Raw genomic sequence first — 26,563 nt, forward strand, 5'->3', positions numbered from 1 at the left:
CAAGATATCCCTATCTCTGAACACTTTGGTGATGTCTATTATTCTAATCAAAATGGTTTAGAAGAATCGCGTTATGTGTTCTTAGCCGGTAATCAGTTACCGAATCGCTTTTTTTCTCACTCAGCAAAACAATATGTTATTGCAGAGACTGGTTTTGGTACTGGGCTAAACTTTATGGCAGTCTGTCAGTTATTTATTCAGTTTCGCCAACAAGCGCCTAACAACCAGTTACAACTTTTACACTATATCAGTTTTGAAAAATATCCTTTGTCCATTACTGATTTGCTAAGAGTTCATCAATGTTGGCCTGAACTCGCCACTTTTTCTAAACAAATTTGTCGACAATGGCCTCAGTCGTTACCAGGTTGTCATAGAATAGTTATGGAAAATGGGGCAATCATTCTCGATCTCTGGTTTGGCGATATAAATATACAATTACCTCAATTAAAATCTAATTTTTTCAATAAAATAGATAGTTGGTTTTTAGACGGTTTTGCTCCAGCTAAAAACCCTCAAATGTGGAGTGAACAACTGTTCACTACAATGGCAAATTGGGGACGTGATGGTTGTACTTTTGCTACCTTTACTTCTGCCGGTATCGTTCGCCGTGGATTGGAAAAAGCCGGTTTTCAAGTAAAAAAAATCAAGGGTTATGGCCGTAAACGTGAAATGCTAACCGGTCAATTACTAGCAAATCAGCAATCTAATCGACAACCCTGGTTCGCTCGACAAGCCGCATCAACAACCGAGGATATTGCCATTATTGGCGGTGGTATTGCCAGTATGATGACTGCTCTTGCTTTATTACGTAGAGGCAGTCAGGTAACTTTATATTGCCAAGATCCCAGTGTGGCACAAAATGCTTCCGGCAATCGTCAAGGCGCACTTTATCCATTATTAACTGGTCACCACGATGGTTTAGAACGCTTTTTTATTACCGCCTTTACTTTTGCTAAACGCTATTACACCCAACTTCAACAGTTAGGCATCACATTTGCTCAGGATTGGAACGGTTTAGTACAGTTAGCTTATGACGTAAAAAGCCGACAAAAAATCGAACAAATATTAACAAAAAATTGGCCAGCTGATTTTGCACACCATTAAACTCGACAAACATTACAAACCATTTGTGGTGTTGATGTTAACCATGATGGCATCTACTATCCAGCTGCTGGCTGGTTATGTCCAGCTGAGCTGACATCCAATAGTTGGCAATATGGGCAACAACAAGGTTTAATCAGTCATTTTAATCATCGTCTTATTTAGCTTGAAAATAGTGCCGCTGGCTGGAAGTTGCTATTTAAACAAGGAGATATGCAACGACAAATAACCCATAAAACCGTCATTATCGCTAATGTGTCAACGATCACCGAAAACTGATCCACTTTTTAGCTAAATCCGATCAATCAAAATTGATCCACTTTTACTCAGTCATTGCTCCTGAGCGCCGCTTATCTTTCAATCGATAGCTTTCACCGCTTAATTGCAGTACATGCGAATGATGAAGTAAACGATCAAGCATAGCGGCAGTTAATGTTGTGTCATCAGCAAAAGCATTTGGCCATTGCCCAAATGATAAGTTACTCGTCAATATGACACTGCCATGCTCATAACGCTTGGCAATCACATTGAAAAACAGGTTTGCTTCTTCTCGCCCAAACGGCAGGTATCCAATCTCATCGATAATCAACAATTTCGGGGCCATCACCGAACGTGATAGATATTGTTTGAGCTTATTTTGTCGTTTGGCAGTTGAGAGTTGCAACATCAGTTCAGCTGCCGTGGTAAAGCGGGTTTTCTTCTTGGCCTGTACTGCTTTTAATCCTAACCCAATAGCTAAATGCGTTTTGCCTACACCGCTTGGGCCAAGCAACACGACATTTTCATTACGTTCAATAAACGTTAATGCGCTTAATTCCTGTATGTGTTGTTTGGGGATCCCCGTTGCAAACTTAAAATCGAACGTATTAAGTTCTTTATGTGCTGGGAATCCTGCCATCCGACTCAAAAGATTACGGGTTCGTTCATCTCGTTGTTGTTGCTCACATTTTAATAGGGACAGTAAAAACTCTCCGTAGCTTTTGTCTTGGGCAATGCATTGTTCGGCAAGTGATGACCAATGAGTCGGAATAGAATTTAATTTCAATGACTCACACAGGTGTTCAATTTGTTCATGCAATAACATGTTCACCTCCCAGCAATGCTTCGTATACGCTGATTGAGTGTTGCAAACTGACAGATTCAAGGGGCGGTACGATACGGATATTAAGCGTATCAGTCTGCGGGATAGATTGGCAAACCCTTGCTGGTAAGGGTAGAAGATACTTAACTTCCTTAGCTAGTCTATCTGCTGGCTTCTCTAACGTTGTTCCATGAATCCGCTGATGGGCAACGCGTTGTAACCAGGGCCCCACTCTTGCATTAGCTATCTCAATATCCAGTTCAAGATTATGAGCACGAAGGTCGGTATTTAATGGTACGATAAAGCTGTTTTTTAAATAGAGGTTAAAGCGCTCTACTTTCCCTTTAGTTTTTGCCCTGTAGGGCTTGCAAGCACACAATTTAAACCCGTAATCTTTCGACATGTAATTTATGTTCACCTTCTGCATAAGCATCCCGTTCGATGATGAGGGATTTTGCGTTATCACACAATATTTCCTGTGGTACACCACCAAAATAGTCGAAAGCTTCTCGTAAACCTTGTTGCCAGGATTCTGCTCGTTCATTATCAAAGAACTTTACATAACTCGCACGCGAATAGCCTAGCGTTGCACCAAACGCTTTTAGTGATTTTTTACCTCGCCGGATGCTGGTGAAGTCGATTTGCATTTGTTGACCTGGCTGTGTTTCAAAACGGACGACAGCTTCGGGAACAATGCTTGGTTTAAATTGACAAACAAATCGGCGTAATTGAGCAATACCGCCTTGATAGCCGCTTTCAACTACTTCATCAAATAAGACTGTTGCAGGGATCCAATCAGGTTTAGCCAGTTCAATTCGATGAAGCAAATAAGGTTTAAAGGGTGCTAATTTAGTCGGTTGTTGACTTCTTTTAGGATAAGTTGGCATTGTCTGTTGTTGTAAATGATGTTTTACGGTGTTACGGGATATGCCCAATTCACGGGCAATTTTTCGAAGGCTTTGTCCTTGTGCAAAGCGAACATGAATATCCACAAATATCTCCTTGGTTAACATAAATTATCCGTACAAAAATGTGCGAATAATACCAAGTGGATCAGTTTTAGATGATCGTTAGTGGATCAGTTTTGCATGATCGGTGACAGGTGAAACCTTTTTGCACATCTAATTGGTCATGGTAGCCACTAATCATGGTTAAATTGGCGACCAACTCAAAATCGGTCAGGTAGCTATGGAAAGCCTGTTCAACAATATCGCTGGTTAACTGACTTTGATTAATCGCTTGTAGCAGCTTATTCATCATCTGAGTTTGGCCGATCCTTTGGGTCGGATTGATATAATTTTCTGGATAGTAGTCCGGTTCCCTGATGCCCGCCCAGCTACTATAGCAGCGATTATATTGTTCCCAATCTAGGAAAAATGGCCGTTGCAGGGCAGAATAATTTACCCCAACCTCATACTCTGGCTGCTGAATACAACGATTAATGTAGAGTTGCACACTCGCCATGGCCGCCGCTATCTGGCTGGAGATGACTTGATAACTGTCTTGGTTATCAATCAACAGATAGCCATACAATTGGTCTCGGTTGTTGAGTGTCAGATTTTTATCAGCGACATAGGCCAGATAGTAATAACATTGAGCGCGACTGAGGTTTTCAGCCAAAATACCGTTCACGCTTTTGAGTTGTGACTTGTTAAGGGAATTTAACAGGCTGGTGGCTAAAGATAATAAAAAGGGATTCAAATCGGGTTGAATTGGGATGGTAATATTGAGCTCTTGAGACAATTGGTCAATAAAGGTTGTTGTTGGATATAGGTCACTTTTTTGTTGATATGAATATTTTTGATTAACAATAGGTTGCTGATTTTCACAATTGTAAATTGTGATTTCATTAGGTATTTTTAATGTTGTCCAATCTATGTATGTGGTGAGTTCATATTCATTTTCACTGATCTTTTTCGCATCCCCTAAATATTGGATGCTCGATGTTGTTTCATAAGCCCAACCATATTGTTTATCTTGATTCCAGTCAAAAATCTTGGCCTTGATTTTAAATTGATTATTCCCTAGCGGATAAAGTAACAGGATATAGCCAGGATTTCTTTCTTCATTATCCAAATACCATAATGCAATATCATCATTATTGTTAATGATTGCAGCTTGATAACTATAATCTCCCGATGCTGGATTGTAATCTTTTGTTAATGCAGCAATAGTATTTGTTAATCTCTCAATGGGAAGTTGGGTTTGTAGTTGTAACGAAGACAATGTTAATGGGTAATTATTAGTGGGATCGTATAAGCTGCCAACCACCGTGGCATCAACCGCTAGCGTTTCCCCTGCCTGATACCACTGCTGAATAAATAAGCCTTGTTGGACATCGCTAACTATGGTATCGCTGGTGGCCAGTTTATCAACTTGCTGAGCAGCGGCGGTATATTCGTCAACTGGGGCATTAATCGCCTTTGCCAGCATACTGACGGTGAGTTGATCTTTACCCAATGAAGTAATGGCGACGGGTGCTTGTGTCGCCAATAGGATGGTCCAATCGTGGAATTGAGTGATAAATTGTAAATTGTTTACCGTTAGATAAACTTTGGTTAACGCTTTTTTCAAATGCTCTGGTTGGTTTACAATCAGCGTGACTTCAGCCAGTGATAGCTTAAACAGGTTGGTTATAAGCGCTAATTGGGCAATCCGATGGCAATAACGGATGGCTGTTGGAGTGAGAGTAAAGGGTTGATCAATGTTAATGTTACTGATTTGTTGCCAAAATTGGTTGATGTCTAGGTCTTCAGGACGAGTTTTAATATTATCCAGCCAAATCAGTAATTGGTAGGCGATATCTGCTGACGAAAGCGCTAACTGGTAAGCAAAATAGGATGCCAGCGCGGTTTTGAGCACGTTATCTGATAAATTCGGATCATCCAAATTGCTTCTTAGCGTAATAATCAGATTTTCAATTTCAGGTGATTGATTGGTATCGAAATTATCTGTCCACGAGTTTCGCACCAATAAAAAAACGCTCTATTTTTAAGTTTAATTCAGCATAATATGTAAATAGATAAAACCTTATAAATTAAATATAACTTATTGTAAATTAAGTAAATTTATGCATTTCAGTAACTTGCAGATTAATCATTACTTTTAAGCCATTTCTAGAATTTTATAGGCCTGTGCGAAACTCGTGCTGTCGTTAATGCGACTAAGCTGGCGACATTAAGATTCTGTTTATTTAGCCATTTGACGGTGGTATTAAGTTTACTAATTAACTCGGCAGATGGAATATTTTTATAGTTAAGTAGGTTAAGTAAGATAGTTAATTCAGCAACTGTGAGATGAAAAGCAGAAGTCAGTAGATAAAGTGAATAAAAAACGCTGGTTGTTGCTAGATCATTTTTACAATAGTTATCGTCTTTAAAAAGCAGCAACATTTGATATAACTCTTGGTCATTAACCGCAAACGCTTGCTTCAAGTTCGATTTAAAGATGTTTTGGGCGCTACGTGCAATGTCGTAATCTTTATCGTCTGGGACGAATTTTTGACCATATAAAGGCGGGTTATTAAATAGTTGGTCGTATTGACTAAGCTCCCCCATTAACAGTGGTTTGGCTAATTTTTTGACCGGCTAATATCCGTGCTTGTGGTTCTTTAATGGTATCGTATTGTTCATATAGTTTTATTTGCAAAATTTCAGTTAAGGTATCATCTGTGACGTTACCATTCTTGTCGTCCACTAAATTAAGTAGCGTAAGTTGCGTCAGCTGAGTGGTTTTGTGCAATAAAACAACTTTATGCACTTTTAGTAAACGTTCTTTAAGCTGCTTTTCCGTCGCATCTTTATTAGGTAGTAATAGTTCAAAAAAATCAGGCGCTAAATCGTAATGTTCTGCCAGTGCAACCGCTGTGGTCAGGGTTTGTGGTGGAATGGTGCCAAACACTTTTTGGTATTCAGCGTCAAGATTATCTGGAGTAATTTCCGTGGTTAAAAGCGTGTAAATCGGCGGTGATATTTTTAAATCGGTACATAAGATAAAGGTTTCATCGGTATTGGCCGGACGATTTTCCGGCTGAATTAATTGCGCTAGCATGACATTATGGTTTTGTAAAACCTGCTGAATAACATTGGTGTAATAATAATAGGGGCCATCAGGATTTAACGTATCTTTAGCCAACGCGTCGAGAATTTTTTGTTTATCGTTATCACCGATTTTTTTGCCAATTTGGGCCGCTAGTATTTGATTGGATAAGGTTAGCGTGCTTACTGGTGTATCCATATTGTCCTGACTCAAAACCAGATCGGCTAAGTCAGGGCGACGATTGTCGATAAAATAGGGTGAATTTACCGGATGCAGTTTTTGTGCTTCGCGATAAAGTTTTACCAGATAAGCGGCTGGTGAAAACATGGACGCGATATCACCTTGATTGACAAAATCGCTATCACGATCGGGAATAAAATCGTTACTGTAAAACATGGCTTCGTCATACTGCAGTTGTTGCGCTTTTGCGTTGCTAAAATTTGTTTGTAATTGAGTCGCGACCAGATGTCTTGATTGTTTTGGAATGGCTTGGCGGGTGATTTGTTGCCGGTATTGAGCATTATTTTTTGCCTGGATCTTTTTGGCTTGGGCTAACAGTTGGTCACAATCCTGCAAACTTAATTGATTATCGGCAGCTTGATAAAGTTCTTCTTTAGCGTAATCAGCTAGCTCACTGAATGATTTAATATTTAATTTATTAATAATATTCTTAATGGAATTTTCGTTAATTTTGTATGACATAAAACCCTCACTTATATTAGATGGCTCTATCGTTTTTTTAAAGAAAAGGAATATATTTCGATGGAATATAAAAATCAGATGTGATTATTTATATTTATATCTTTTAATTTATTTTTATTGATTAGGATTAAATTTAAAAAAATAATAACATACTTTATTTTTAAATCTAGTATTTTTTATTTAAATTTATACTAAATATTTTTTAGTAAAATCAGTTAATTATTCGCTTCATGGATTTAGCTTGGTAATTATTTCTATTTTAAATTATCGCGGGAGTTCATTTTTATTAGAAATGAGTATTTAATAATAAGCAAAGGGTAAATTCATATTGGTTAATTATTTTTTGTTGTAATTAAAGATAATAAATTATGTGTCATTGAATAAAGGTTGTTTTTATTTATTAGCTGAATCGATTAATTGTCGCCAAATTATTTTAACCGTTATTTTTATTTTTTATTGCATCTTTAATTTAATAAGAAAATTTAATTAATCAGCATCATTTAACTTTAATTTAAATTTAAATTTAATCAGAATTAAATTTCACTATTTAAGTGGCAATGTAAATGAATAAAAATAGATGATAAGTATGTTTTATCTAAAATAAAATCACTTATTTCAAAAGCAATAAGTGATTTTGTGTATGTTAATTATTGGTTTATTGTCTACATGTAAACATTATTTGATCTATTTTTTTCATAGATACGCTGTGCTCTTTGATAACTGATATTTGCAAGTAAGGAATATTCGTCTAAGTACATGTTTTTGGCATATTCAACCCAATCAGTCTCACTTTCAAATAAACCTACAGCGTAATATAAATACTGAATTGCTTCTTCTTGAGTTTCTGGGGCTCTAGATGCAGGATTTTTGGTAAATTCTCCTTTATCGATTTCGATATCTGAGGCGGGCTCGATACGTTTTATGTAATCATCAGCAATGTTTTTTGTTAATACATTGGTTTTTTTTGTAAAACATTTGTTGTCAATTTAGCTAAGTCAGAAGTTAGATTTTGTAAACAAAAAGTCTCAGAATTTATATCTCTTTCAAGATATGGTTTAAGGAAAGAATACATGTCTTTACTCTCTCTTGTTTGGTTAACAAGATCTTTAGGAGGACGATTAAATTCTTTAGTCGAAATTAATATTTGTTTACCCTCTGATAAAGAGCCTTCTGGTTGAAGATCAATAAAAAAGGTTGAAAGTTTACTCATTGTACTTTCAAATCTACTTCCTGTTAATGCTCTTGCGCCCCCTCGTCCTTCTTCGATTAAATCAACTAAACGTTCAATAACAATGTTTAATGGTTTTTGGGAGGCTGTAGTATTTCCACTACTGGTTGAGGGTTTAGCTTCTGGATTACTATTTGTTGTTTGGTTATTTTTTTTCTTCCATGACCAGGGCATTAGACCATGTATATCTTTGTTATTAAAAGGATTATTTCTTACCATGCGATAGAGATTTAATCCATCAATGATACCTGCGGGATCTGGATTTAACCATCGCCCAACCCATGGTTGATAATAACGGAAGCCATAATAATAACCTGAGTTCGGGATAAGGAATATAAATTTTTTCATTATATATTCAATTACTTAAATTAAAATTATTACATAAAACAGTGCTAAATTTTGGCTTTTTTCATGATTTTAGCAGAGAAAATAGCTTATTTTTTAACCTACAACCAACTAAAAATATTCCTTTTTTTATCATTTTATTGATTTTAAAAGGTTTTTATTGATAAATGAGCTATTTTTATTTTCTCATAACTAACGCTTATCCCGAACTCAGGTTAATAATATAGCCCAGTAGCATCCCGTTCTTTGCCTGAATAACGATAGGTTTTATAATGGTTTTCAAGTTGATTTTCAGCCGCCCACCAGGCAGTGCCACCAAAGGGGAAAAATTCTTCTTCACTACTCAATTGGCCATATTCATCTAACTCTAAAATGCAGCTGCCGATCTGATTATTTATACTATAGCGTAACGCATTATTGCCGATTTCTGCTGGCGCATCTTGCTCACTAGCCCAATGCAATACGCACAAATTTTCTTGCATAATGACTGTTCGTAGGGATTTGCGCTGTTGTGATTGGTCCATCTGTTGTTTGTAGATCATGAGTAATTATCTCAATTCCAGGCAAAATCACGAGTTTCGCACCAATAAAAAAAACGCTCTATTTTTAAGTTTAATTCAGCATAATATATAAAATAGAAAAAAATCTCATAAATTAAAAAATAACTCATTGTAATTTAAGTAAATTTATACGTTTTAGCAAGTTACAGATTAATTATTGTTCTGAAGCCATTTCTAGAATTTTATATGCCCGTGCGAAACTCGTGCAAATAACAACAGGTTTCAATGTGGCTTACATTGCTAGCTAGATACTGCTGCTGTTTGACTAGGCGTATTCCCTGGCTGTCATAACAGTAGATTTCACTATCATTTTGCCCTGTTTCCCGGCTAATTGGGACAACTGCAGCCAACTGATTTCGACTATTCCAGCTTAAATTTTTGGCCAATTTGCAACTGAAGCTGATTGCCAGCGGCAATCAAAGTAATCGTCAATTGGTAAGCTTGGAGTTGATGGAAAAAAAAAGAGCCAGCTAAAGCATGGTTACTGGTGTCAGAAACATAAATATGCTTTGTCCACTGGACTAGCACCTTGAATGTTTTATGGTCGGTTTAAATTACCTGAAGCATCATATTGATACTGGCGAGTATAAGGGGTGCTTTTGATAGGCGGCGTCAGCAGGTGATGCAAGGAAAAACGTTTGAGCAACAGGGGGGCGGTTGGTTAGGGATTCTCGTCCAGTCGCTTCGATGAGCTGATAGAACGTATCATAGCGGTACTGATTTTCGGCAACGGATTTTTGATTATGATAAAAACGGGAGGCATGAGCATCATTCTGGATAAGGATAATATTACCAACCGGATCATAGGTGTAGCGTAAATCCTGAAAAGTTAAATAACCCAAAGGATGATCTGCGGGACGGTAGGTTTTTACCATTAATAGATAACCTGTTTCAGCTTCATAGGTATAATCAGTTACTACGCCATTACCCAATATTTCCTGTCTGATTTGTCCACTAGCCGCGTAATCAGCCGATTGTAAGACAATTTTTAGCGGCTGATCTTTAATTTGCAATAAGCGTGCAATTAACTGTCCTGCGCGGTTATAATTCTGTTGTTGAATGTTACCGTCAGCATCAATTTGTTGTAGTAAACCACCTTGAGTATCATAGTCTTGGCGAGTAATAAAATTTTCTGGGACGATTTTTTGTTGCCACTGTTGTTCTGTACCCTGCCAATCGCTTTGCTCAGAAAAATTTAGCAATAGCTGGCGTTGCTGAATTTGAAGATATCCTTGAAGGGTAAAACTTTGTTGTTGTTGACAGCCGGCGGTATCATAGTGACGAATGACTTGACCTCATAAATTATATGCTTGGCTTTCTGGTGTTGCTGGTGCATAAATAAAGCGTTCACGGATCTGTGATGGTTGGTTAGCGACTTGCTCATCGATAGCAAGTAACCTGCCCATAAACGGTGATTCAGCCGATTCATATAGCCAGTTACGCTGAGTATGTCTTGCATCTTGTTGATAAAAAGATCGTCCTTCAATGTTGTTTAAGGTGAATAAGTCACCACTGTCCTGGCTCTTAGTATAGATGATATTGCCTGTTAATGATGTTTGATAAAGGAAATTGGGGATAGTAAGTCGTGGATCTTGTTAGGAAATAGCGGAAAACTTTTGTTGGATCAGACGTATTTCTGGGGGATCTTCGGTCGTTGTTCGATAAAATTCTAATGTTCGAATTGCTAAGCCCCGGTTATCTTGTACTTTGATAGTGGGAGTGCCTTGATGAATTGAGCTAGAAGAGGTAGAGATAGACATAAAACCTCCAATGTTTAAATTAAGAGTATTAATGTTACATTCATCCCCACTCACTTATAGGTATTCAGTGAGTGAGTTTGTTCAGTATAGTGAACAAACTTAGCGCTAAGAAGCCTATTTTTAATTCGATTTTTAGCTAAAAATAATATTTTGTATTAAATTGATTTACAAATATTATGGAATAGATTGATTTGCGAATAATATGTTTGCTGATTATTATTGAATGAAAAAACTTTACTATTTGAAGCCGATCAATTTTGTCATGGATTGATTCTTTGGCATTTTTGTCTATTCCTCGATGGCTTACAATCTCTTTAGATGCATTCTATTTATATTGAATATCACTTTTTATTAACGATTTCATATTAAAAACCTTTTTATGATAATCACTTTTTTTATTTTTGTTAGTTAGTATCAATAGTAATAAATTAAATAGCGAATAAAAAAGCTGAAACACATTGTGTTTCAGCTTTTTCACTAGTGAGCAAAATCCATTATTTTTGATTTTGTGTTGCCTGAATAGCAGTGAGCGCAATGCTATAAACGATATCATCAACTAGCGCGCCACGAGACAAGTCATTAACCGGTTTACGCATCCCTTGTAGCATTGGGCCGATAGAAACCAGATTAGCTGAGCGTTGTACCGCTTTATAAGTGGTGTTGCCAGTATTGAGATCAGGGAAAATAAACACCGTGGCTTGACCGGCTACCGGTGAATTTGGTGCTTTAGATTTAGCCACATCGGCCATAATGGCGGCATCATATTGTAGTGGACCGTCGATCACCAGATCTGGCCGTTTTGCTTGCGCCAAACTGGTTGCTTCACGGACCTTGTCTACGTCACTACCGGTACCGGAGTTACCGGTAGAGTAAGAGATCATCGCCACACGCGGTTCAATACCAAATGCTTTGGCAGAATCGGCTGACTGAATGGCAATTTCCGATAATTGTTCGGCCGTTGGGTCTGGATTTATCGCGCAGTCGCCATAAACTAATACTTGCTCAGGTAACAGCATAAAGAATATCGAGGAGACGATTGAATTACCTGGCGCAGTTTTGATTAGTTGCAACGGTGGGCGAATAGTATTGGCGGTGGTATGAACCGAGCCGGAAACTAAACCATCAACCTCATTTTTTTCCAGCATCATGGTGCCTAACACCACATTATCTTCTAACTGTTCGCGCGCAACAATTTCAGTCATGCCTTTATTTTTACGCAGCTCAACCAAGCGCTCAACATAATTTTTCCGTACTGATTTAGGCGCCACAATTTCGATCCCCGCACCTAATTCAATTCCTTGCGCTGCGGCAACCCGTTTTATTTCATCAGGTTCACCTAGCAGAATACAGGTGGCAATACCTCTTTCAGCGCAAATAGCCGCTGCTTTTACCGTACGGGGTTCATTACTTTCCGGTAGCACGATACGTTTATTAGCTTTACGTGCGAGCTCGGTTAATTGATAACGGAAAGCCGGTGGTGATAGCCGTTTGGGTCGTTCAGAATCAGCAGTCAGTGAATTGATCCATTTTTGGTTGATATGTAAAGCAACATAATTTTGTATTTTTTCAATCCGCTCATGATCATCCGCATGCACTTCTAAGCTGAAACTTTGTAGACTTAATGAAGTTTGCCAGGTATTGGTATCTACCATCAGCACCGGTAAGCCCGTTTCGAAAGCACGGTGACAGAGATCGTGTATCGGCTTGGCAATAGGGTAACCGCCGGTTAACAGTAATGCGCCAATTTCGATACCATTCATGGCAGCTAGACAGGCAGATACAATAACATCTGGGCGATCAGAAGAGGTTACCAGCAATGTGCCGGGACGAAACAGCTCGACCATATTGGGCACACTGCGGGCACAGAAAATAACCGATTTTATGCGCCGGGTTTGTAATGCGCCTTCATTGATAATAGCGGCATTCAGATGATTCGCAATATCGATACCACGGGTGGCTATCAGATCAAAATTCCACGGAATACAACCTAAAATTGGTAGCGGACAATTGTCAGCTAACGTTTTACTGTCAATTTTTGCGATTGTGGCTTTAGTTGATTCATCAAATATTTCTGATAAATCAGGACGGGTACGGCCATGCTCATCAACTGGTGCATTGAGTTTATTGATAATTACTCCAGTGATATTTTTATTTTGTCCACCACCAAACTCTGCGCGGGCTAACTCAATGCGCTCTTTTAACTGTTCTGGTGTATTGTTACCCAGTGCGGTGACAAAAATAACGTCAGCCCCCAGTGTGTTAGCGATATCGTAATTCAACGATTGGGTAAAAGGGTGCTTACGGGTAGGCATTAAACCTTCGATCAGAATAACTTCAGCCTGCTGCCTATTGTCATGGTATCGCGCAACAATCTCCTCCATTAAAACATCTTTTTGATCATTAGCCAGTAGGGATTCAACATAACTCATTTTTAGTGGTTCAGCGACCTGAACACTAGAGTGGGAGCGTAATACTTCAGTTGTCTGATCTTTATTACCAAAACGGGGTTGAGCAATGGGTTTAAAAACCGTTAGACTAACCCCTTTTTGCTCCATTGAACGAACGACCCCTAAACTGACGCTGGTTAAGCCAACACTAATGTCAGTCGGTATTAACATTATTGTACGGGACACAAGTACCTCTTTAATAATTGCAAGATGTTTAACTCAGAACTGCCAATCAGTAGACTGACAGTTTCTAATCTATTTATGCCGTTAGACGGCTCGCGTCCTGTGCAATAACTAACTCTTCATTTGTTGGAATAACCAGAGCAGGAATGCTATCGTCAGTTGTGATCTTGCCTGATTTGCCAAAACGGGCGGCTAAGTTGCGCTCGTGATCATATTTAATACCAATTAAAGATAGCTTCTTAAGGGTTAATTCACGTACTAAAGCTGAATTTTCGCCAATACCACCGGTGAAAATAATAGCGTCTAGGCGCCCTTCCATTAATGCACAATAAGCGGCGAGATATTTGGCTAAACGATGACAATAGACATCCATCGCTCGTTTTGCATCTGCTTTAGTGTCATAATTGTCTTCGACATAACGACAATCGTTGGTAACTTCTGTTAATCCAAGTATGCCAGACTCTTTGGTTAATAATGTATTGATCTGATCAACACTCATACCCAAGGCGTCGTGAAGGTGGAACACAATAGCTGGATCGATATCACCACTGCGGGTTCCCATTACTAAGCCTTCTAGCGGTGTGAGACCCATTGAAGTATCCACAGATTGACCATTAACGACAGCGGTAACTGATCCACCATTGCCTAAATGACAGGTGATCACATTCAGTTTATCGATCGATTTATTCAATTCTTTGGCAGCTTGCTGGGAAACATAGTAATGACTGGTACCGTGCGCACCGTAACGACGAATACCATGCTTTTTGTAAAGATTATAAGGTAGAGCATATAAATAAGCTTCAACCGGCATGGTTTGATGGAAGGCGGTGTCAAATACAGCGACATGCTTGTCATTTAAATGCGGAAATGCTTTTTTAGCTTTTTCAAGTCCAATAATACCAGCAGGATTATGTAATGGTGCAAATGGAATAGAGGCTTTAATGCCTTCAACGACTTCATCATTGATAATAACCGATTTGGTAAATTTTTCACCACCATGAACAATACGATGGCCAATAGCCGAAATGGCTTGCGCTAATTCTGGTTTTGCGGTGAGAATTTGATTGACAATGAAAGCCATCGCTTCACTGTGAGCAGCGCCTGAACCTAAAGCAGCTTCGTTTTTAGTGCCATCTATTTTCCACTTAATACGGGCTTCTGGTAGATGAAAACATTCTGCTAAACCAGATAGTTGTTCTTCGCCGTTAATCGGATCAATGATAGCAAATTTAAGGGAAGAGCTACCGCAGTTGAGGACAAGTACCAGCTTACTTGACATGGAATTACCTACTATATCGTTATCATGGAGTCTTCTTTTTTGTCAGATTAACCAGGAAGACTAGGGTTAATAAACATCAATCCAATAGAATGCTAGTAGCCTAGCTTATCCCTGGGATCATACTGAATGATTAATATCATATTTATGCAATATTATGATATTTTAACTGTATTTATTGACTAAATAACTATGTTTGCAATGTTAGTATTAAAGATGCAATATAATATTAACATTATGGATTGAAAACATAGTAATAGACCAAATATAAACTTTATATGATATAAGTTTTTTCTATAGATTATAGAAGTCGTGGCCTCAGGCAACCAAAGTTGCCCTATAAATTCTACTAAAAAGATTTTATGCTTTATACATTTTTTTTAAATTTTGCATGAGAAATTGATTGAAGTCATGTGAGGTATTGATGAATACGACACCAGAAACGACCCCAGGTTTCTTACAAAAGTTGAAACTAGGCCGGCAATATGCCAAGACATTTCCGTTAGAAAAATGTTTGATGCCTATTTTTCCTGAACATCGGGTGATCACAGTTAGTCGCTTTGCGATTCGTTATATGTCTGCTGTTGCTGTTTTTACCCTTACCTGGCAGATTGCATTAGGTGGTCAGCTGGGACCGGCTGTGGCGACAGGGCTTTTTGCCTGTAGCTTACCTTTGCAGGGATTATGGTGGTTAGGTAAGCGTTCAGTTACGCCACTACCGTCGGCATTACTAACTTGGTTTTATGAAATTCGTGAAAAATTTAATCAAGCTGGAATTGCCATCAGACCCGTCAAAGCAACACCGACTTATCAGGCATTAGCTGAATTGTTAAAACGTGCTTTTAAACAATTAGATCGCTCTTTTATTGATGGTATTTAACATAATTTGAATAGTTATGGGGTTAGCTAGTCAGCAATAGAGATAATAGGCATTACAAAATAGATTATTAATGGTTAAAGTTTGAAAAGCCTTTTTAGATCAATAAAAGGTAAGTTATCACTATAAAAAGAAGGTCGGTAATGCGATGATTTAGCAAATTTCCAAGTATAGGAGAACCATAATGGAAATGACTAATGCACAACGCTTAATTCTGTCTAACCAGTATAAAATGCTGATCAAGCTTGATCCGGATAATGCCAAACATTATCAACGCTGTCAAACTATCATTGAAAATGGTTTTGGCTTGCAAATGAAAGAGTTAGAGAAAAATTTTACTGAGTTGTCAGAAGAAAATTGCCAGACTATCATTGATATTGTGGAAATGTATCATGCCTTACAAGTTTCCTGGGAAAATTTGTCGTCTAAAACCGATATTACCGACAGAAGAGTTATCTTTTTAGGCTTTGATGCTGTTACGGAAGCACATTATCTCAATTATGTTCGTTTTTTGATTAATAATGAGGGTCGCTACCGTCATTTTGTCAGTGGTAGTGATGATTTTAATGCTCAGACACCTATGTGGGATAAATATCTAAGAATGTTAAATGTTTGGACATCTTGTCCGCGTCAGTATCATCTTTGTGCAGTAGAAATTAATCAAATCATTAATGCATGACTTATCTAAGGAGCATCAATGGTATTAAAATGTAAGGGATTTTTATTTGATTTGGATGGCACGCTGGTTGATTCGTTACCTAATGTTGAACATTGCTGGCGAGAATTTAGCCGTCGAATTGGTGTATCAGAAAGCGATGTGTTGCACTATATTCATGGCAAACCGGCAATCAGTTCTATCCGTCATTTTATGCCAAATGCCTCAGAAACTGAAATTGATGAAATTTTTTATTGGCTGGAAAACCTAGAAGCAGCCAATACTTCGGGTATTGTAGCACTACCTGGTGCAATTGCTTTATTAGAACAACTCAATACATTTGCTATTCCATGGGCAATAGTGACTTCTGGCACAGTGCCAATTGCTTTTAATCGTAGTAAAGTGGCAGGTTTGCCGGAACGGAAACACTGGGTCACGATTGAACGAGTTGAACACGGTAAACCGCAGCCAGATCCTTTTTTGCTTGGTGCACAACTACTAAATTTACCGCCTGAAGCCTGTATTGCGGTTGAAGATGCGCTGGCAGGGATCTATTCTGCTTTAGATGCGGGTTGCCAGGTTATCGCTGTTCATGCGCCAGCAGATATGCCACGGCGAGAAGAAATTTCATTAATTATCAAATCATTTACTGAATTAAATATTTCAAAACCAGATAACCAAGGTATTGTTACGGTGACTCAGCGATAAAAATATGTCACTTTCATAAATTAGGCCGGCAAATTTACGCTACTTATGGCAAATGAGCCCTATGAATAGACTTAATTTGAGGTCATTTTGAATAGCCAGCTGGTATGGGTATTAATTTTACTGCTAATAGTCGTCACTCTTCTTATGACTAATAAGATCCGTATGGATGTTGTCGCATTATTAGTCATTGTGGCTTTAGTATTGAGTGGAACTCTGACGCTTAAACAAGCAACAATCGGCTTTAGTGATCCCAATGTGCTGCTAATTGCGGCACTTTTTGTTTTTAGTGAGGGATTAGTCCGTACTGGTATTGCCTATCAAGTTGGCGACTGGTTAGTTGGTGCAGCCGGTAATAATGAAAATAAGATGCTGATTTTTTTGATGATCACAGTCGCAGGTTTAGGCGCTTTTATGAGTTCAACCGGCATTGTTGCCATCTTCATTCCCGTTGTTCTTAATGTTGCTAAACAGATGAAAATCCCACCAGGACGTTTGATGATGCCATTAGGCTTTGCTGGACTTATCAGTGGTATGATGACGTTAGTAGCGACCCCACCAAATATGATAGTCAATAGTGAACTGGTTAGAGAAGGTTATGCCGGATTCAAATTTTTTGCCATTACTCCGATTGGAATTGCGGTGCTGTTGCTGGCAATTATTTATATGTGGCTGGTTCGTCGTAGGTTAGGTAACCGCGAAATTGCAGCGGGTTCTGCTCCTCATCGGCGCACATTTCACGACTTTATTCGTGATTATAAGCTAACAGGTCGTGCTCGTTGTTTAGCCATTTGTCCAGGTTCCCCCCTTAATAGGCTACTCACTCGATGAGTTACATCTACGCACACGTTATGGTGCGAATATTATTGGTATTGAGCGTTGGCATCGTTTTCGTCGACTTATGCTAAGTGTAACAGCTGCAACAGAGTTACATGAACGTGATGTGTTATTAGTTGATATGTCGGATAGTGAGGTTGATCTCAATGAGTTTTGTCATGAACAAAAATTGGCCCCGATGATTTTGAGAGGTGAATATTTCTCCGCACGTGCGCGTGAAGTCGGAATGGCTGAGTTCTCCTTAGCGCCGCAATCTGAGTTATTAGGCAGTACATTGCGAGAAATTAAATTTCGTACGCGTTATGGCCTTAATGTTGTTGGCATTTACCGTGAAGGAAAAACTATCGATGATAAATTAATTGATCAGCCAATGCGTTTAGGTGATGTTTTACTGATCGTGGGTGACTGGAAATTAATTCGTTTATTGTCAACTGATAGACGTAATTTTATTGTCACGAGTTTCGCCCGGGCATATAAAATTCTAGAAATGGCTTCAGAACAATAATTAATCTGTAACTTGCTAAGACGTATAAATTTACTTAAATTACAATAAGTTATTTTTAATTTATGAGATTTTTTCTATTTATATATTATGCTGAATTAAACTTAAAAATAGAGCGTTTTTTTATTGGTGCGAAACTCGTGATTGTGTTAAATTTGGGCGCTGAGGTAGAGGCAGTTGCTCCTGCTCCTGCTGCATCGCAAGCGCCACATGCAATTTTTTGTTTGATATTAATGGTTACTATGATGGCAATAGATGAAATTCCCAATTTTATTGCTGTACTGATTGCGTGTTTATTAATGGGAAAATTTCGCTGTATTGATATGGAAAGCGCTTATCGTGCAATACACTGGCCGAGTATTATGTTGATTGTTGGCATGATGCCCTTTGCATTGGCATTACAAAAAACTGGTGGTATTGATTTGATTGTTAATTTACTAATAGATATTGCAGGTGGCATGGGACCAAGGATAATGTTGCTTTGCTTATTTATTGTTTGTGCAGTAACTGGATTATTTATTTCTAATACCGCAACAGCAATATTAATGGCACCGGTTGCCATTGCTGTTGCTAATCATATGAGTGTTTCGCCAATACCTTTTGCTATGGTGATAAGTGTTGCAGCTTCCGCGGCTTTTATGACCCCAGTTTCTTCACCGGTTAATACTCTAATTTTGGCGCCTGGTGGCTATAAATTCACTGATTTCGTTAAATTTGGGGTTCCTTTTACTGTTTTAGTTATGGTTATCACTACTGTTATTGTTCCTAAATTGTTTCCATTTTAAAGTTATCGCCTATTTTATGTAACAAACAGTAAGATAATAATACTATTTATATGTTATATAACTTACTAGCTACTGATTTCATCTAAAGATAGGTTAAATCCGGGTACAAAAACTTCAATAAAGTATTGCATTTCATCGCTATAACGTTCAGAAAGTGTTTTTTCAAGTCGTATTTTAGCTAGATTAAACTCGGTATTGCCTGCAGATAGCTCTTCTAAGCATTTTAAATAGGCACAAAGTGCATCCGCTTGTTTAACGATAGCGCGTTCTTCCTCAGTATGATATTCATCATCCAAAATCGGCTGAAAATCTTGTTGTAATTCTTCTGGTAGCATAGCGATAAGTTTTTGCTGAGCGTATTTTTCAATTTTTTTGTATTCGTTAGCAATTTGTGGGTTATGATATTTTATTGGTGTTGGCAGATCACCGGTGATCACTTCACTGGCGTCATGATACATAGCGAGCAGTGTAATACGTTCAGGATTGAGTTGGCCATTAAATTTTCGATTTTTAATGCAAGCAAGGGCATGAGCGACAAAGGCAACTTGTAAACTATGCTCTGAAATATTTTCGGTACGTACATTGCGCATTAATGGCCAGCGATTAATTAATTTCATCCGAGAAAGATGGGCAAAAAAATAACTCATAGACTGTCCTCATGGGATTGTTATAGTGATAAGCATTGTGGATTGATTAGATTAACAAGTAAATAACAAAATAGAACATCCTTAATGTAGATTAAGAATGCTCTATTATTGGACAACTATTGGCGATAGTTTAGCAGGAATTGGCTAAATTTATTAATTGCAGCTTCAAGCTCGCCAACATAAGGTAGCGTAACAATTCTGACATGATCGGGTTCAGGCCAATTAAAAGCTGTTCCCTGAACCAATAAAACTTTTTCCTGTAAGAGTAAATCAAGTACCATTTTTTGGTCGTTTGAGATATTGAACTTTTTAATATTAATTTTGGGAAACATATATAAAGCACCTTGCGGTTTAACACATGATACCCCAGGAATTTCATTAATCAGTTCCCAAGCGCGATTACGTTGTTCATATAATCGCCCACCAGGACAGATAAATTCGTTAATACTCTGATAACCGCCTAATGCGGTTTGGATTGCATGTTGCATAGGAACGTTAGCACAAAGCCGCATGGAGGCTAATATTTCTAAGCCTTCAATATAGCTTTTGGCATTCTCTTTCGGGCCATTAAGCACCATCCAGCCTTGACGAAAACCAGCAACCCGATAAGTTTTTGATAAACCATTAAAAGTAACGGTTAATAGATCCGGTGCTAACGCGGCAATTGAATGATGCTCAGCATCATCGTAAAGAATTTTATCGTAGATCTCATCGGCAAAAATAATCAACTGATGCTGACGAGCGATTTCGACAATCTCCATTAATAATGCTTTGCTGTAAACAGAACCAGTAGGATTATTGGGATTAATGATGACGATGCCACGTGTGCGAGGGGTAATTTTTTTGCGAATATCATCTAGATCAGGAAACCAATTTTGTTCTTCATCACATCTATAGTGTACAGCTTTGCCACCGGAAAGAGATACCGCAGCAGTCCATAGCGGATAGTCAGGAGCTGGGACTAACATTTCATCGTTATTATTCAGTAAGGCTTGCATCGATTGCACGATGAGTTCAGAAAGACCATTACCAATAAAGATATCCTCGATATTAATGTCAAGCATTCCTCTAGCCTGATAGTGTTGCATGATTGCTTTGCGGGCGGAGTAAATTCCTTTTGAATCACTATAACCTTGTGAGTGAGTAAGATTGCGTAGAACATCAAATAAAATTTCATCCGGCGCTTCAAAACCAAAAGGCGCTGGATTACCAATATGAAGTTTAAGAACTTTATGGCCTTCTTCTTCAAGACGTTTGGCCTCTTTAAGAACAGGCCCTCTTATATCGTAGCATACGTTATCCAATTTATTGGATTTAGTTATTGTATTCATTTACTCTGTTTGAACCTCAACGTTAATAGAATATGAGGAAATTTTGCTGCATATTTATATTCACACTCTACTCTTAGTTGGAAAAATTTTGAAGATATAGGCTTATTTTTGGTAGAAAAGGTTGGTTTAAATAATTAAATTAGGTCAAATAAACTTTTTATATAACTTAATTAGATAAATAAATTCAAAAATCTCGCATAAGTTAGTCTTATATTTTAGGTGTGAGATGATTTTTAGTATACAAAGAATAAATTACTTAGTGAATAGATTTGGCAGTGCATTTTTTGTTACAAACCATTGGTGGTTTCATGATAGAAATATTGTTTTTATAACATATAATTAAAGTTAATATGTTATTGCCGTATCTGGGCAAATAGAGTTTTGTTGCTGATTATCAATTAATAGTTTTTCCTAGCTGCGTTATCTTTGACAGTTATTTTGTTGAGAATAACCTATTTTTTTGCTGTTTGAAAAATCGTTATTTTGGCATAGGACTGGAATTAAAAATTATTCTAATAAAAACGAGAAGAAGAACATTCTCATTGGCATTTTGTTTATCAATATGTAAAACATGCTTATTATTAAACAATTTAAGTTAATAAAAGTGTATACACAGTAATAAATACTGCATTAATAGAAATAAATTTTAATATGTAAGGTTTTATCTTTATTTCTTTAACTATCAATGATTTTAATATCTATTGAATTCGTAAAAACACCAGGAATGATATAAGAGAATAAAATGATAAATTCAAATCGCCCAATTATGAATCTCGATCTTGATTTACTTAGGACTTTTGTTGCTGTTGCTGATCTTAATACATTTGCGGCAGCTGCTGCAGCTGTTTGTCGTACTCAATCAGCCGTTAGCCAACAAATGCAGCGTTTAGAACAGTTAGTGGGCCGTGAGCTTTTTGAACGCCATGGCCGTAATAAATTATTAACGGATCATGGTTTGCAGTTATTAGGTTATGCGCGGCAAATATTACGGGCTAATGATGATGCTTCAGCTTCGCTAACATATAATGATGCTGAAGGTGAGTTGCGAGTTGGTGTTTCTGATGACACTACCAATACTTTATTACCATTTCTGCTAAATCGTATCGCATCAGTATATCCGCGTATGGCCGTTGATATTTACATAAAGCGCGCCCATCTTATTAAAAAAATGCTGGATAATGGTGAAATTGATTTAGCACTAATACCCACAGAATTGAGTCAATATCCAAGTACGTTGTTACGTTCTGCGCCGCTCCTTTGGCATTGTGCACCTGATTTTGAGCATCAATTAAATGAGCCAATCCCTTTGGTTGTCATGGATGAAACCAATCCATTTCGTGAAATAGCGATAAGCACCTTTAATGCTGCGGGTATCAAATGGCGTATTGCGTATGAAGCAGCTTCGTTATCGGCAGTGCTTGCTGCGGTTAATGCTGAAGTCGGTATCACTGCGCGTCCGCTAGAAATGCAGACTGGTGATTTAAGAATACTAAGCGAAAGTGATGGTTTACCCCGTTTACCCGAAATTCGTTATTGGTTATACCGTAATATTAATGAGCAAAACGAGGCTATTTTAACTGTATTTGGTGCAATTAAAAATAAGAAAACACCTTATATAGTACAGCCGATTAGCGAGACAATTAATAAAGAAATATTATAAATCTGACGATTAGTAAATTACGCTTTAGTTAACGTTGTTATTTAAGTTAAATATCGCGTGCGATGCTATTATTCCTGCACTGTTTCTCTATTTTATATAGTTATAGCAGTGCATTTTTATTTTTCCTAGAGAAGCTTATTTTATTTAGTTGACAATAGCTAAAAATATTAGTACATAAAATATTCTTTATTATTGTGATAAAGAAAAGAATTGTTTAACAAAAATTATTTAAATATTTTTTATCAATGGAACTAAATTTTATTTTGGAAAAATTTGTGGTGGCTTAAAAGGTTTGGGTTTTATCTAATAATTAGGGTTATTTATAAATTTGTGAAAAATGACAGTCGTTAATATAATCAAATAAAATTGATTGTTTTATAATCAATTCAGTTTTTTCAACAGAATTGTGCGCGTGATCATAAAATAGCGGAAGTGAAGCGGTTTTAAAACAGGTTTTTCCTGAGATAATGGTGTAGTAAAAACGAAATATCAGTTACACTAGTTACTAACTATTAGTATTAGTTGAATGAGCTGTAACGTTTTAGCTGGCGAGATTTTTTGATTTACAGTTGTAGGGTAAAAGGTGTGGAGAGAGCGTTATTCTATAAACAAAATAGTGGTGAGAGGAATTAAGTTGAAGAAAATTGATGTATTTCTGTCTATTGTAATTTTTTCTTCTCATCTAATTATGGTTAGTGTGGTGTAATATTGCGCTAATTCAAGAGCAAAGCAATGACACCGTTTTTATTTATAATGAGTAAGCAGCGAGTATGTCTACATCTATTGAAGTATTTGCTCATCATTGGGCTTTTGCAATATATCTTATCGGTGCTCTTGGTCTGTGTTCCTTAATGTTACTTGGTGCTTATTACCTCGGTGGTAGATCCCAAGCCAGAGCAAAGCATATCCCTTATGAATCGGGCATTAATTCTGTTGGTAGTGCCCGTTTGCGTATATCAGCCAAATTTTACTTGGTTGCAATGTTTTTTGTTATTTTCGATGTTGAAGCGTTATTCCTTTATGCGTGGGCAGTCTCTATTAAAGAAAGTGGTTGGTTAGGCTTTATTGAGGCAAGTATTTTTATTTTGGTGCTATTGGTGGGTTTATTCTACTTGGTTCGTATTGGGGCACTTAATTGGACGCCAGAGCGTTCACGTCGCCATGTTGCAAAACCGAGTGAAATAATTAAAACCAACAATCGTCACCCCTAGTAAAATTGAGGCATTCAAAGATGGATTATACGCTCACTCGCATTGACTTAAATGGTGAGAATGACCGTTATCCCTTGCAAACACAGAAAGTTGCCGGGGATCCATTAGAGCAGCATGTTCATCGTAGTGTTTATATGGGTAAATTAGAGCATGCTTTACATAATATGGTGAATTGGGGCAGAAAGAATTCTCTCTGGCCGTACAATTTTGGCCTTTCTTGTTGCTATGTTGAAATGGTGACTTCTTTCACTGCGGTGCATGATGTCGCCCGATTTGGTGCTGAGGTACTAAGGGCATCACCGCGACAGGCTGATTTTATGGTTGTTGCCGGAACCTGTTTTACTAAGATGGCACCTGTTATTCAACGACTTTATGATCAGATGTTAGCGCCTAAATGGGTAATTTCTATGGGGGCATGTGCTAACTCTGGTGGTATGTACGATATTTATTCTGTTGTACAGGGGGTTGATAAATTTCTTCCTGTTGATGTCTATATACCAGGTTGTCCACCACGCCCTGAAGCTTATATGCAAGCTTTATTATTATTACAAGAATCGATTGGTAAAGAACGTCGTCCATTATCGTGGGTGGTCGGCGATCAGGGTGTTTATCGCGCCAATATGCAATCTGAAAAAGAGCGTAAGCGTGGTGAAAGAATAGCGGTCAAAACGCTACGAACACCCGATGAAATATAAGGCTTAAAAATATAAGCTATTCAGCGTAACAGAAGCAATGTGTTGCGGTCGTAATAAACCTGATCAAGCGTTGTGGTGCATAATGATAACAGATCAGATAACGCAAGAGAGTGTCAGGCCGGCATGGAAAACTTATGATCATTGTGATGATCCAATAATTTTGACACTGCGTAACCAATTCAGTCTAGATGCTTTCACCATTCAATCAACTCGTACCGGAATGTTGGTTATATGGATCAAACGTGAACAACTTCTTGCCGTAATAGAGTTTTTGAAAAAACAGCCTAAACCTTATGTAATGCTGTTTGACTTACATGGGGTTGATGAGCGGCAACGAGTATATCGGCAAGGTTTGCCTGAAGCGGATTTTTCCGTTTTTTACCATCTTATTTCTATTGAGCGTAACCGCGATATTATGTTGAAAGTGGCGCTTAGTGAGAAAGATCTTAATATTCCCTCTATCGTTTCTTTATTTCCCAATGCTAATTGGTATGAACGTGAAGTATGGGATATGTTTGGCATAATATTTAATGGCCATCCGAATTTGCGACGGTTATTAATGCCAATGAACTGGGAAGGACATCCATTATGTAAAGATTATCCGGCCAGGGCCACTGAATTTGACCCTTTTGTTTTAACCAAACAAAAGCTTTATTTAGAGATGGAGTCACTGACCTTTAAACCCGAAGAATGGGGAATGGCGAGGGGCAACGAACATGAAGATTTTATGTTCTTGAATCTGGGCCCCAATCATCCCTCATCTCACGGAGCTTTTCGCATTGTACTGCAACTAGATGGTGAAGAGATTATCGACTGTGTACCGGATATTGGTTACCACCATCGAGGTGTAGAGAAAATGGGCGAGCGCCAATCCTGGCACAGTTATATTCCCTATACTGACCGCATTGAGTATTTAGGTGGCTGTGTTAACGAAATGCCTTATGTATTAGCGGTAGAAAAACTAGCAGGAATTGACGTTCCTGATCGAGTTAAGACTATCCGCGTTATGTTGTCAGAGTTATTCCGTATTAACAGCCATTTACTCTATATCAGTACCTTTATTCAGGATGTCGGTGCCATGACGCCGGTTTTCTTTGCGTTTACTGATCGTCAGAAAATTTATGACATTGTTGAAGCGATCACCGGTTTCCGTATGCATCCAGCTTGGTTTCGGATCGGGGGTGTTGCTCATGATTTACCGAAAGGCTGGCAAAAACTATTGCAGGAGTTCCTTGACTGGATGCCAAAGCAATTGGATTCATATGTCAAGGCAGCATTGCACAATAGTATTCTTAAAGGGCGTTCAGTTGGTGTCGCTGCTTACACGACTAAAGAAGCATTAGATTGGGGGGTCACTGGCGCCGGATTACGCGCGACGGGCCTTAATTTCGATATTCGTAAATGGCGACCCTATTCAGGTTATGAAAATTTTGAATTTGAAGTTTCTATCGGCAACAATGGCGATTGTTATGATCGAGTGATGTTAAAAGTGGAAGAACTGCGGCAAAGCCTGCGTATTCTTAAGCAATGCTTAAATAATATGCCTGCAGGACCATTTAAAGCCGATCATCCCCTAACTACTCCACCACCGAAGGAACGCACTTTACAGCATATTGAAACCATGATTAATCATTTTTTACAAGTTTCATGGGGGCCAGTTATGCCCGCAAATGAGGCTTTTCAGATGATTGAAGCAACAAAAGGGGTCAATAGTTACTATCTGACCAGTGATGGTAATACTATGAGTTATCGCACCCGCGTTCGTACACCAAGTTTTGCCCATTTACAGCAAATTCCTGCGGTGATCAGAGGCAGCCTGTTGTCTGATCTTATTGTCTACCTTGGTAGCATTGATTTTGTCATGTCAGATGTGGATCGTTAATGATGCAAGATGAATTTAATCCCAATCAACAGCAAAAGTGGCTCGATGTCGCTAA

Annotated in this window: 21 protein-coding genes and 3 pseudogenes; 10 read left to right on the forward strand and 14 right to left on the reverse strand. The window is 38.0% G+C overall.

Going from position 1 to position 26,563, the window contains the following annotated elements; genetic code table 11:
* Positions 1–12 precede the first annotated feature (12 nt).
* Entirely contained in the window at positions 13–1,104 is a 1,092-nt protein-coding gene (gene mnmD, locus V3224_RS09835) for a tRNA (5-methylaminomethyl-2-thiouridine)(34)-methyltransferase MnmD (protein WP_334470370.1), read from the forward strand.
* A gap of 319 nt (positions 1,105–1,423) precedes the next feature.
* Here the strand turns inward: mnmD and istB are convergent, their stop codons facing one another.
* The 12 genes and pseudogenes from istB to V3224_RS09895 all read right to left on the reverse strand — a co-directional run bounded on the left by istB (position 1,424) and on the right by V3224_RS09895 (position 14,724).
* Positions 1,424–2,185: an IS21-like element helper ATPase IstB gene (gene istB, locus V3224_RS09840; RefSeq protein ID WP_334470228.1), complete on the reverse strand. Its 762-nt coding sequence runs from the start codon at positions 2,183–2,185 to the stop codon at positions 1,424–1,426.
* A pseudogene (gene istA / locus V3224_RS09845) lies at positions 2,172–3,195 on the reverse strand (IS21 family transposase). The gene istB and the pseudogene istA overlap by 14 nt, the downstream one beginning before the upstream one ends.
* A gap of 46 nt (positions 3,196–3,241) precedes the next feature.
* Entirely contained in the window at positions 3,242–5,152 is a 1,911-nt protein-coding gene (locus V3224_RS09850) for a neuraminidase-like domain-containing protein (RefSeq protein ID WP_334470230.1), read from the reverse strand.
* Between the two features lie 146 nt (positions 5,153–5,298).
* Complete coding sequence (locus V3224_RS09855) at positions 5,299–5,574, reverse strand: hypothetical protein (protein ID WP_334470232.1); 276 nt, start codon at positions 5,572–5,574, stop codon at positions 5,299–5,301.
* A gap of 151 nt (positions 5,575–5,725) precedes the next feature.
* Entirely contained in the window at positions 5,726–6,922 is a 1,197-nt protein-coding gene (locus V3224_RS09860; RefSeq protein ID WP_334470234.1) for a Tc toxin subunit A, read from the reverse strand.
* Positions 6,923–8,321: 1,399 nt separating this feature from the next.
* Positions 8,322–8,462 (reverse strand): annotated as a pseudogene (locus tag V3224_RS09865) (RHS repeat-associated core domain-containing protein); the annotation flags it as partial.
* 248 nt (positions 8,463–8,710) lie between these two features.
* On the reverse strand, positions 8,711–9,037 hold the full coding sequence (locus V3224_RS09870; RefSeq protein ID WP_442890141.1) for a hypothetical protein: 327 nt from the start codon (positions 9,035–9,037) through the stop codon (positions 8,711–8,713).
* A 200-nt stretch (positions 9,038–9,237) separates the two neighbouring features.
* Entirely contained in the window at positions 9,238–9,405 is a 168-nt protein-coding gene (locus V3224_RS09875) for a hypothetical protein (RefSeq protein WP_334470236.1), read from the reverse strand.
* Between the two features lie 216 nt (positions 9,406–9,621).
* A complete protein-coding gene (locus V3224_RS09880; RefSeq protein WP_334470238.1) occupies positions 9,622–10,257 on the reverse strand; it encodes a hypothetical protein in 636 nt (211 codons plus the stop codon).
* Between the two features lie 393 nt (positions 10,258–10,650).
* Complete coding sequence (locus tag V3224_RS09885) at positions 10,651–10,815, reverse strand: hypothetical protein (RefSeq protein WP_334470239.1); 165 nt, start codon at positions 10,813–10,815, stop codon at positions 10,651–10,653.
* Positions 10,816–11,309: 494 nt separating this feature from the next.
* Positions 11,310–13,448: a phosphate acetyltransferase gene (gene pta / locus V3224_RS09890; protein WP_334470240.1), complete on the reverse strand. Its 2,139-nt coding sequence runs from the start codon at positions 13,446–13,448 to the stop codon at positions 11,310–11,312.
* A gap of 73 nt (positions 13,449–13,521) precedes the next feature.
* Positions 13,522–14,724, reverse strand: a complete 1,203-nt coding sequence (locus V3224_RS09895; RefSeq protein ID WP_334470242.1) for an acetate kinase — start codon at positions 14,722–14,724, stop codon at positions 13,522–13,524.
* A 421-nt stretch (positions 14,725–15,145) separates the two neighbouring features.
* Between V3224_RS09895 and yfbV the strand changes: the two genes are divergently transcribed.
* The 5 genes and pseudogenes from yfbV (at position 15,146) to V3224_RS09920 (ending at position 19,082) form a co-directional block, all read left to right on the forward strand.
* Positions 15,146–15,601, forward strand: a complete 456-nt coding sequence (gene yfbV, locus V3224_RS09900; protein WP_334470244.1) for a terminus macrodomain insulation protein YfbV — start codon at positions 15,146–15,148, stop codon at positions 15,599–15,601.
* Positions 15,602–15,782: 181 nt separating this feature from the next.
* Complete coding sequence (locus V3224_RS09905) at positions 15,783–16,277, forward strand: YfbU family protein (RefSeq protein ID WP_334470245.1); 495 nt, start codon at positions 15,783–15,785, stop codon at positions 16,275–16,277.
* Between the two features lie 18 nt (positions 16,278–16,295).
* Positions 16,296–16,961, forward strand: a complete 666-nt coding sequence (locus tag V3224_RS09910) for a sugar phosphatase (protein ID WP_334470246.1) — start codon at positions 16,296–16,298, stop codon at positions 16,959–16,961.
* 87 nt (positions 16,962–17,048) lie between these two features.
* Positions 17,049–18,243, forward strand: a pseudogene (locus V3224_RS09915) (SLC13 family permease); the annotation flags it as partial.
* A 119-nt stretch (positions 18,244–18,362) separates the two neighbouring features.
* Entirely contained in the window at positions 18,363–19,082 is a 720-nt protein-coding gene (locus V3224_RS09920) for an SLC13 family permease (protein WP_334470247.1), read from the forward strand.
* A gap of 65 nt (positions 19,083–19,147) precedes the next feature.
* Here the strand turns inward: V3224_RS09920 and yfbR are convergent, their stop codons facing one another.
* Positions 19,148–19,729, reverse strand: coding sequence for a 5'-deoxynucleotidase (gene yfbR, locus V3224_RS09925; protein ID WP_334470249.1), 582 nt, complete (start codon positions 19,727–19,729; stop codon positions 19,148–19,150).
* 116 nt (positions 19,730–19,845) lie between these two features.
* Positions 19,846–21,060, reverse strand: coding sequence for a pyridoxal phosphate-dependent aminotransferase (locus V3224_RS09930; RefSeq protein WP_334470250.1), 1,215 nt, complete (start codon positions 21,058–21,060; stop codon positions 19,846–19,848).
* Between the two features lie 742 nt (positions 21,061–21,802).
* Between V3224_RS09930 and V3224_RS09935 the strand changes: the two genes are divergently transcribed.
* The 4 genes from V3224_RS09935 to nuoC all read left to right on the forward strand — a co-directional run bounded on the left by V3224_RS09935 (position 21,803) and on the right by nuoC (position 26,508).
* On the forward strand, positions 21,803–22,720 hold the full coding sequence (locus tag V3224_RS09935; RefSeq protein ID WP_334470252.1) for a LysR substrate-binding domain-containing protein: 918 nt from the start codon (positions 21,803–21,805) through the stop codon (positions 22,718–22,720).
* Between the two features lie 770 nt (positions 22,721–23,490).
* On the forward strand, positions 23,491–23,931 hold the full coding sequence (locus tag V3224_RS09940; protein WP_290608619.1) for an NADH-quinone oxidoreductase subunit A: 441 nt from the start codon (positions 23,491–23,493) through the stop codon (positions 23,929–23,931).
* 20 nt (positions 23,932–23,951) lie between these two features.
* Complete coding sequence (locus V3224_RS09945; RefSeq protein ID WP_334470256.1) at positions 23,952–24,626, forward strand: NuoB/complex I 20 kDa subunit family protein; 675 nt, start codon at positions 23,952–23,954, stop codon at positions 24,624–24,626.
* An 82-nt stretch (positions 24,627–24,708) separates the two neighbouring features.
* A complete protein-coding gene (gene nuoC, locus V3224_RS09950; protein ID WP_442890148.1) occupies positions 24,709–26,508 on the forward strand; it encodes an NADH-quinone oxidoreductase subunit C/D in 1,800 nt (599 codons plus the stop codon).
* Positions 26,509–26,563: the final 55 nt, after the last annotated feature.

The organism is Arsenophonus sp. PmNCSU2021_1, from assembly GCF_036919435.1.
In the GTDB taxonomy this organism is placed as follows: domain Bacteria; phylum Pseudomonadota; class Gammaproteobacteria; order Enterobacterales; family Enterobacteriaceae; genus Arsenophonus; species Arsenophonus nilaparvatae.

Bases quoted from the DNA above. Each gene is read 5' to 3' on its own strand.
- V3224_RS09860 (WP_334470234.1), bottom strand. From the start codon at position 6,922: ATGTCATACAAAATTAACGAAAATTCCATTAAGAATATTATTAATAAA.
- istB (WP_334470228.1), bottom strand. From the start codon at position 2,185: ATGTTATTGCATGAACAAATTGAACACCTGTGTGAGTCATTGAAATTA.
- V3224_RS09920 (WP_334470247.1), top strand. From the start codon at position 18,363: ATGAGATTTTTTCTATTTATATATTATGCTGAATTAAACTTAAAAATA.
- yfbR (WP_334470249.1), bottom strand. From the start codon at position 19,729: ATGAGTTATTTTTTTGCCCATCTTTCTCGGATGAAATTAATTAATCGC.
- V3224_RS09945 (WP_334470256.1), top strand. From the start codon at position 23,952: ATGGATTATACGCTCACTCGCATTGACTTAAATGGTGAGAATGACCGT.
- yfbV (WP_334470244.1), top strand. From the start codon at position 15,146: ATGAATACGACACCAGAAACGACCCCAGGTTTCTTACAAAAGTTGAAA.
- nuoC (WP_442890148.1), top strand. From the start codon at position 24,709: ATGATAACAGATCAGATAACGCAAGAGAGTGTCAGGCCGGCATGGAAA.
- V3224_RS09895 (WP_334470242.1), bottom strand. From the start codon at position 14,724: ATGTCAAGTAAGCTGGTACTTGTCCTCAACTGCGGTAGCTCTTCCCTT.
- V3224_RS09935 (WP_334470252.1), top strand. From the start codon at position 21,803: ATGATAAATTCAAATCGCCCAATTATGAATCTCGATCTTGATTTACTT.
- V3224_RS09905 (WP_334470245.1), top strand. From the start codon at position 15,783: ATGGAAATGACTAATGCACAACGCTTAATTCTGTCTAACCAGTATAAA.
- V3224_RS09855 (WP_334470232.1), bottom strand. From the start codon at position 5,574: ATGTTGCTGCTTTTTAAAGACGATAACTATTGTAAAAATGATCTAGCA.
- V3224_RS09940 (WP_290608619.1), top strand. From the start codon at position 23,491: ATGTCTACATCTATTGAAGTATTTGCTCATCATTGGGCTTTTGCAATA.
- V3224_RS09870 (WP_442890141.1), bottom strand. From the start codon at position 9,037: ATGATCTACAAACAACAGATGGACCAATCACAACAGCGCAAATCCCTA.
- V3224_RS09885 (WP_334470239.1), bottom strand. From the start codon at position 10,815: ATGTCTATCTCTACCTCTTCTAGCTCAATTCATCAAGGCACTCCCACT.
- V3224_RS09910 (WP_334470246.1), top strand. From the start codon at position 16,296: ATGGTATTAAAATGTAAGGGATTTTTATTTGATTTGGATGGCACGCTG.
- V3224_RS09930 (WP_334470250.1), bottom strand. From the start codon at position 21,060: ATGAATACAATAACTAAATCCAATAAATTGGATAACGTATGCTACGAT.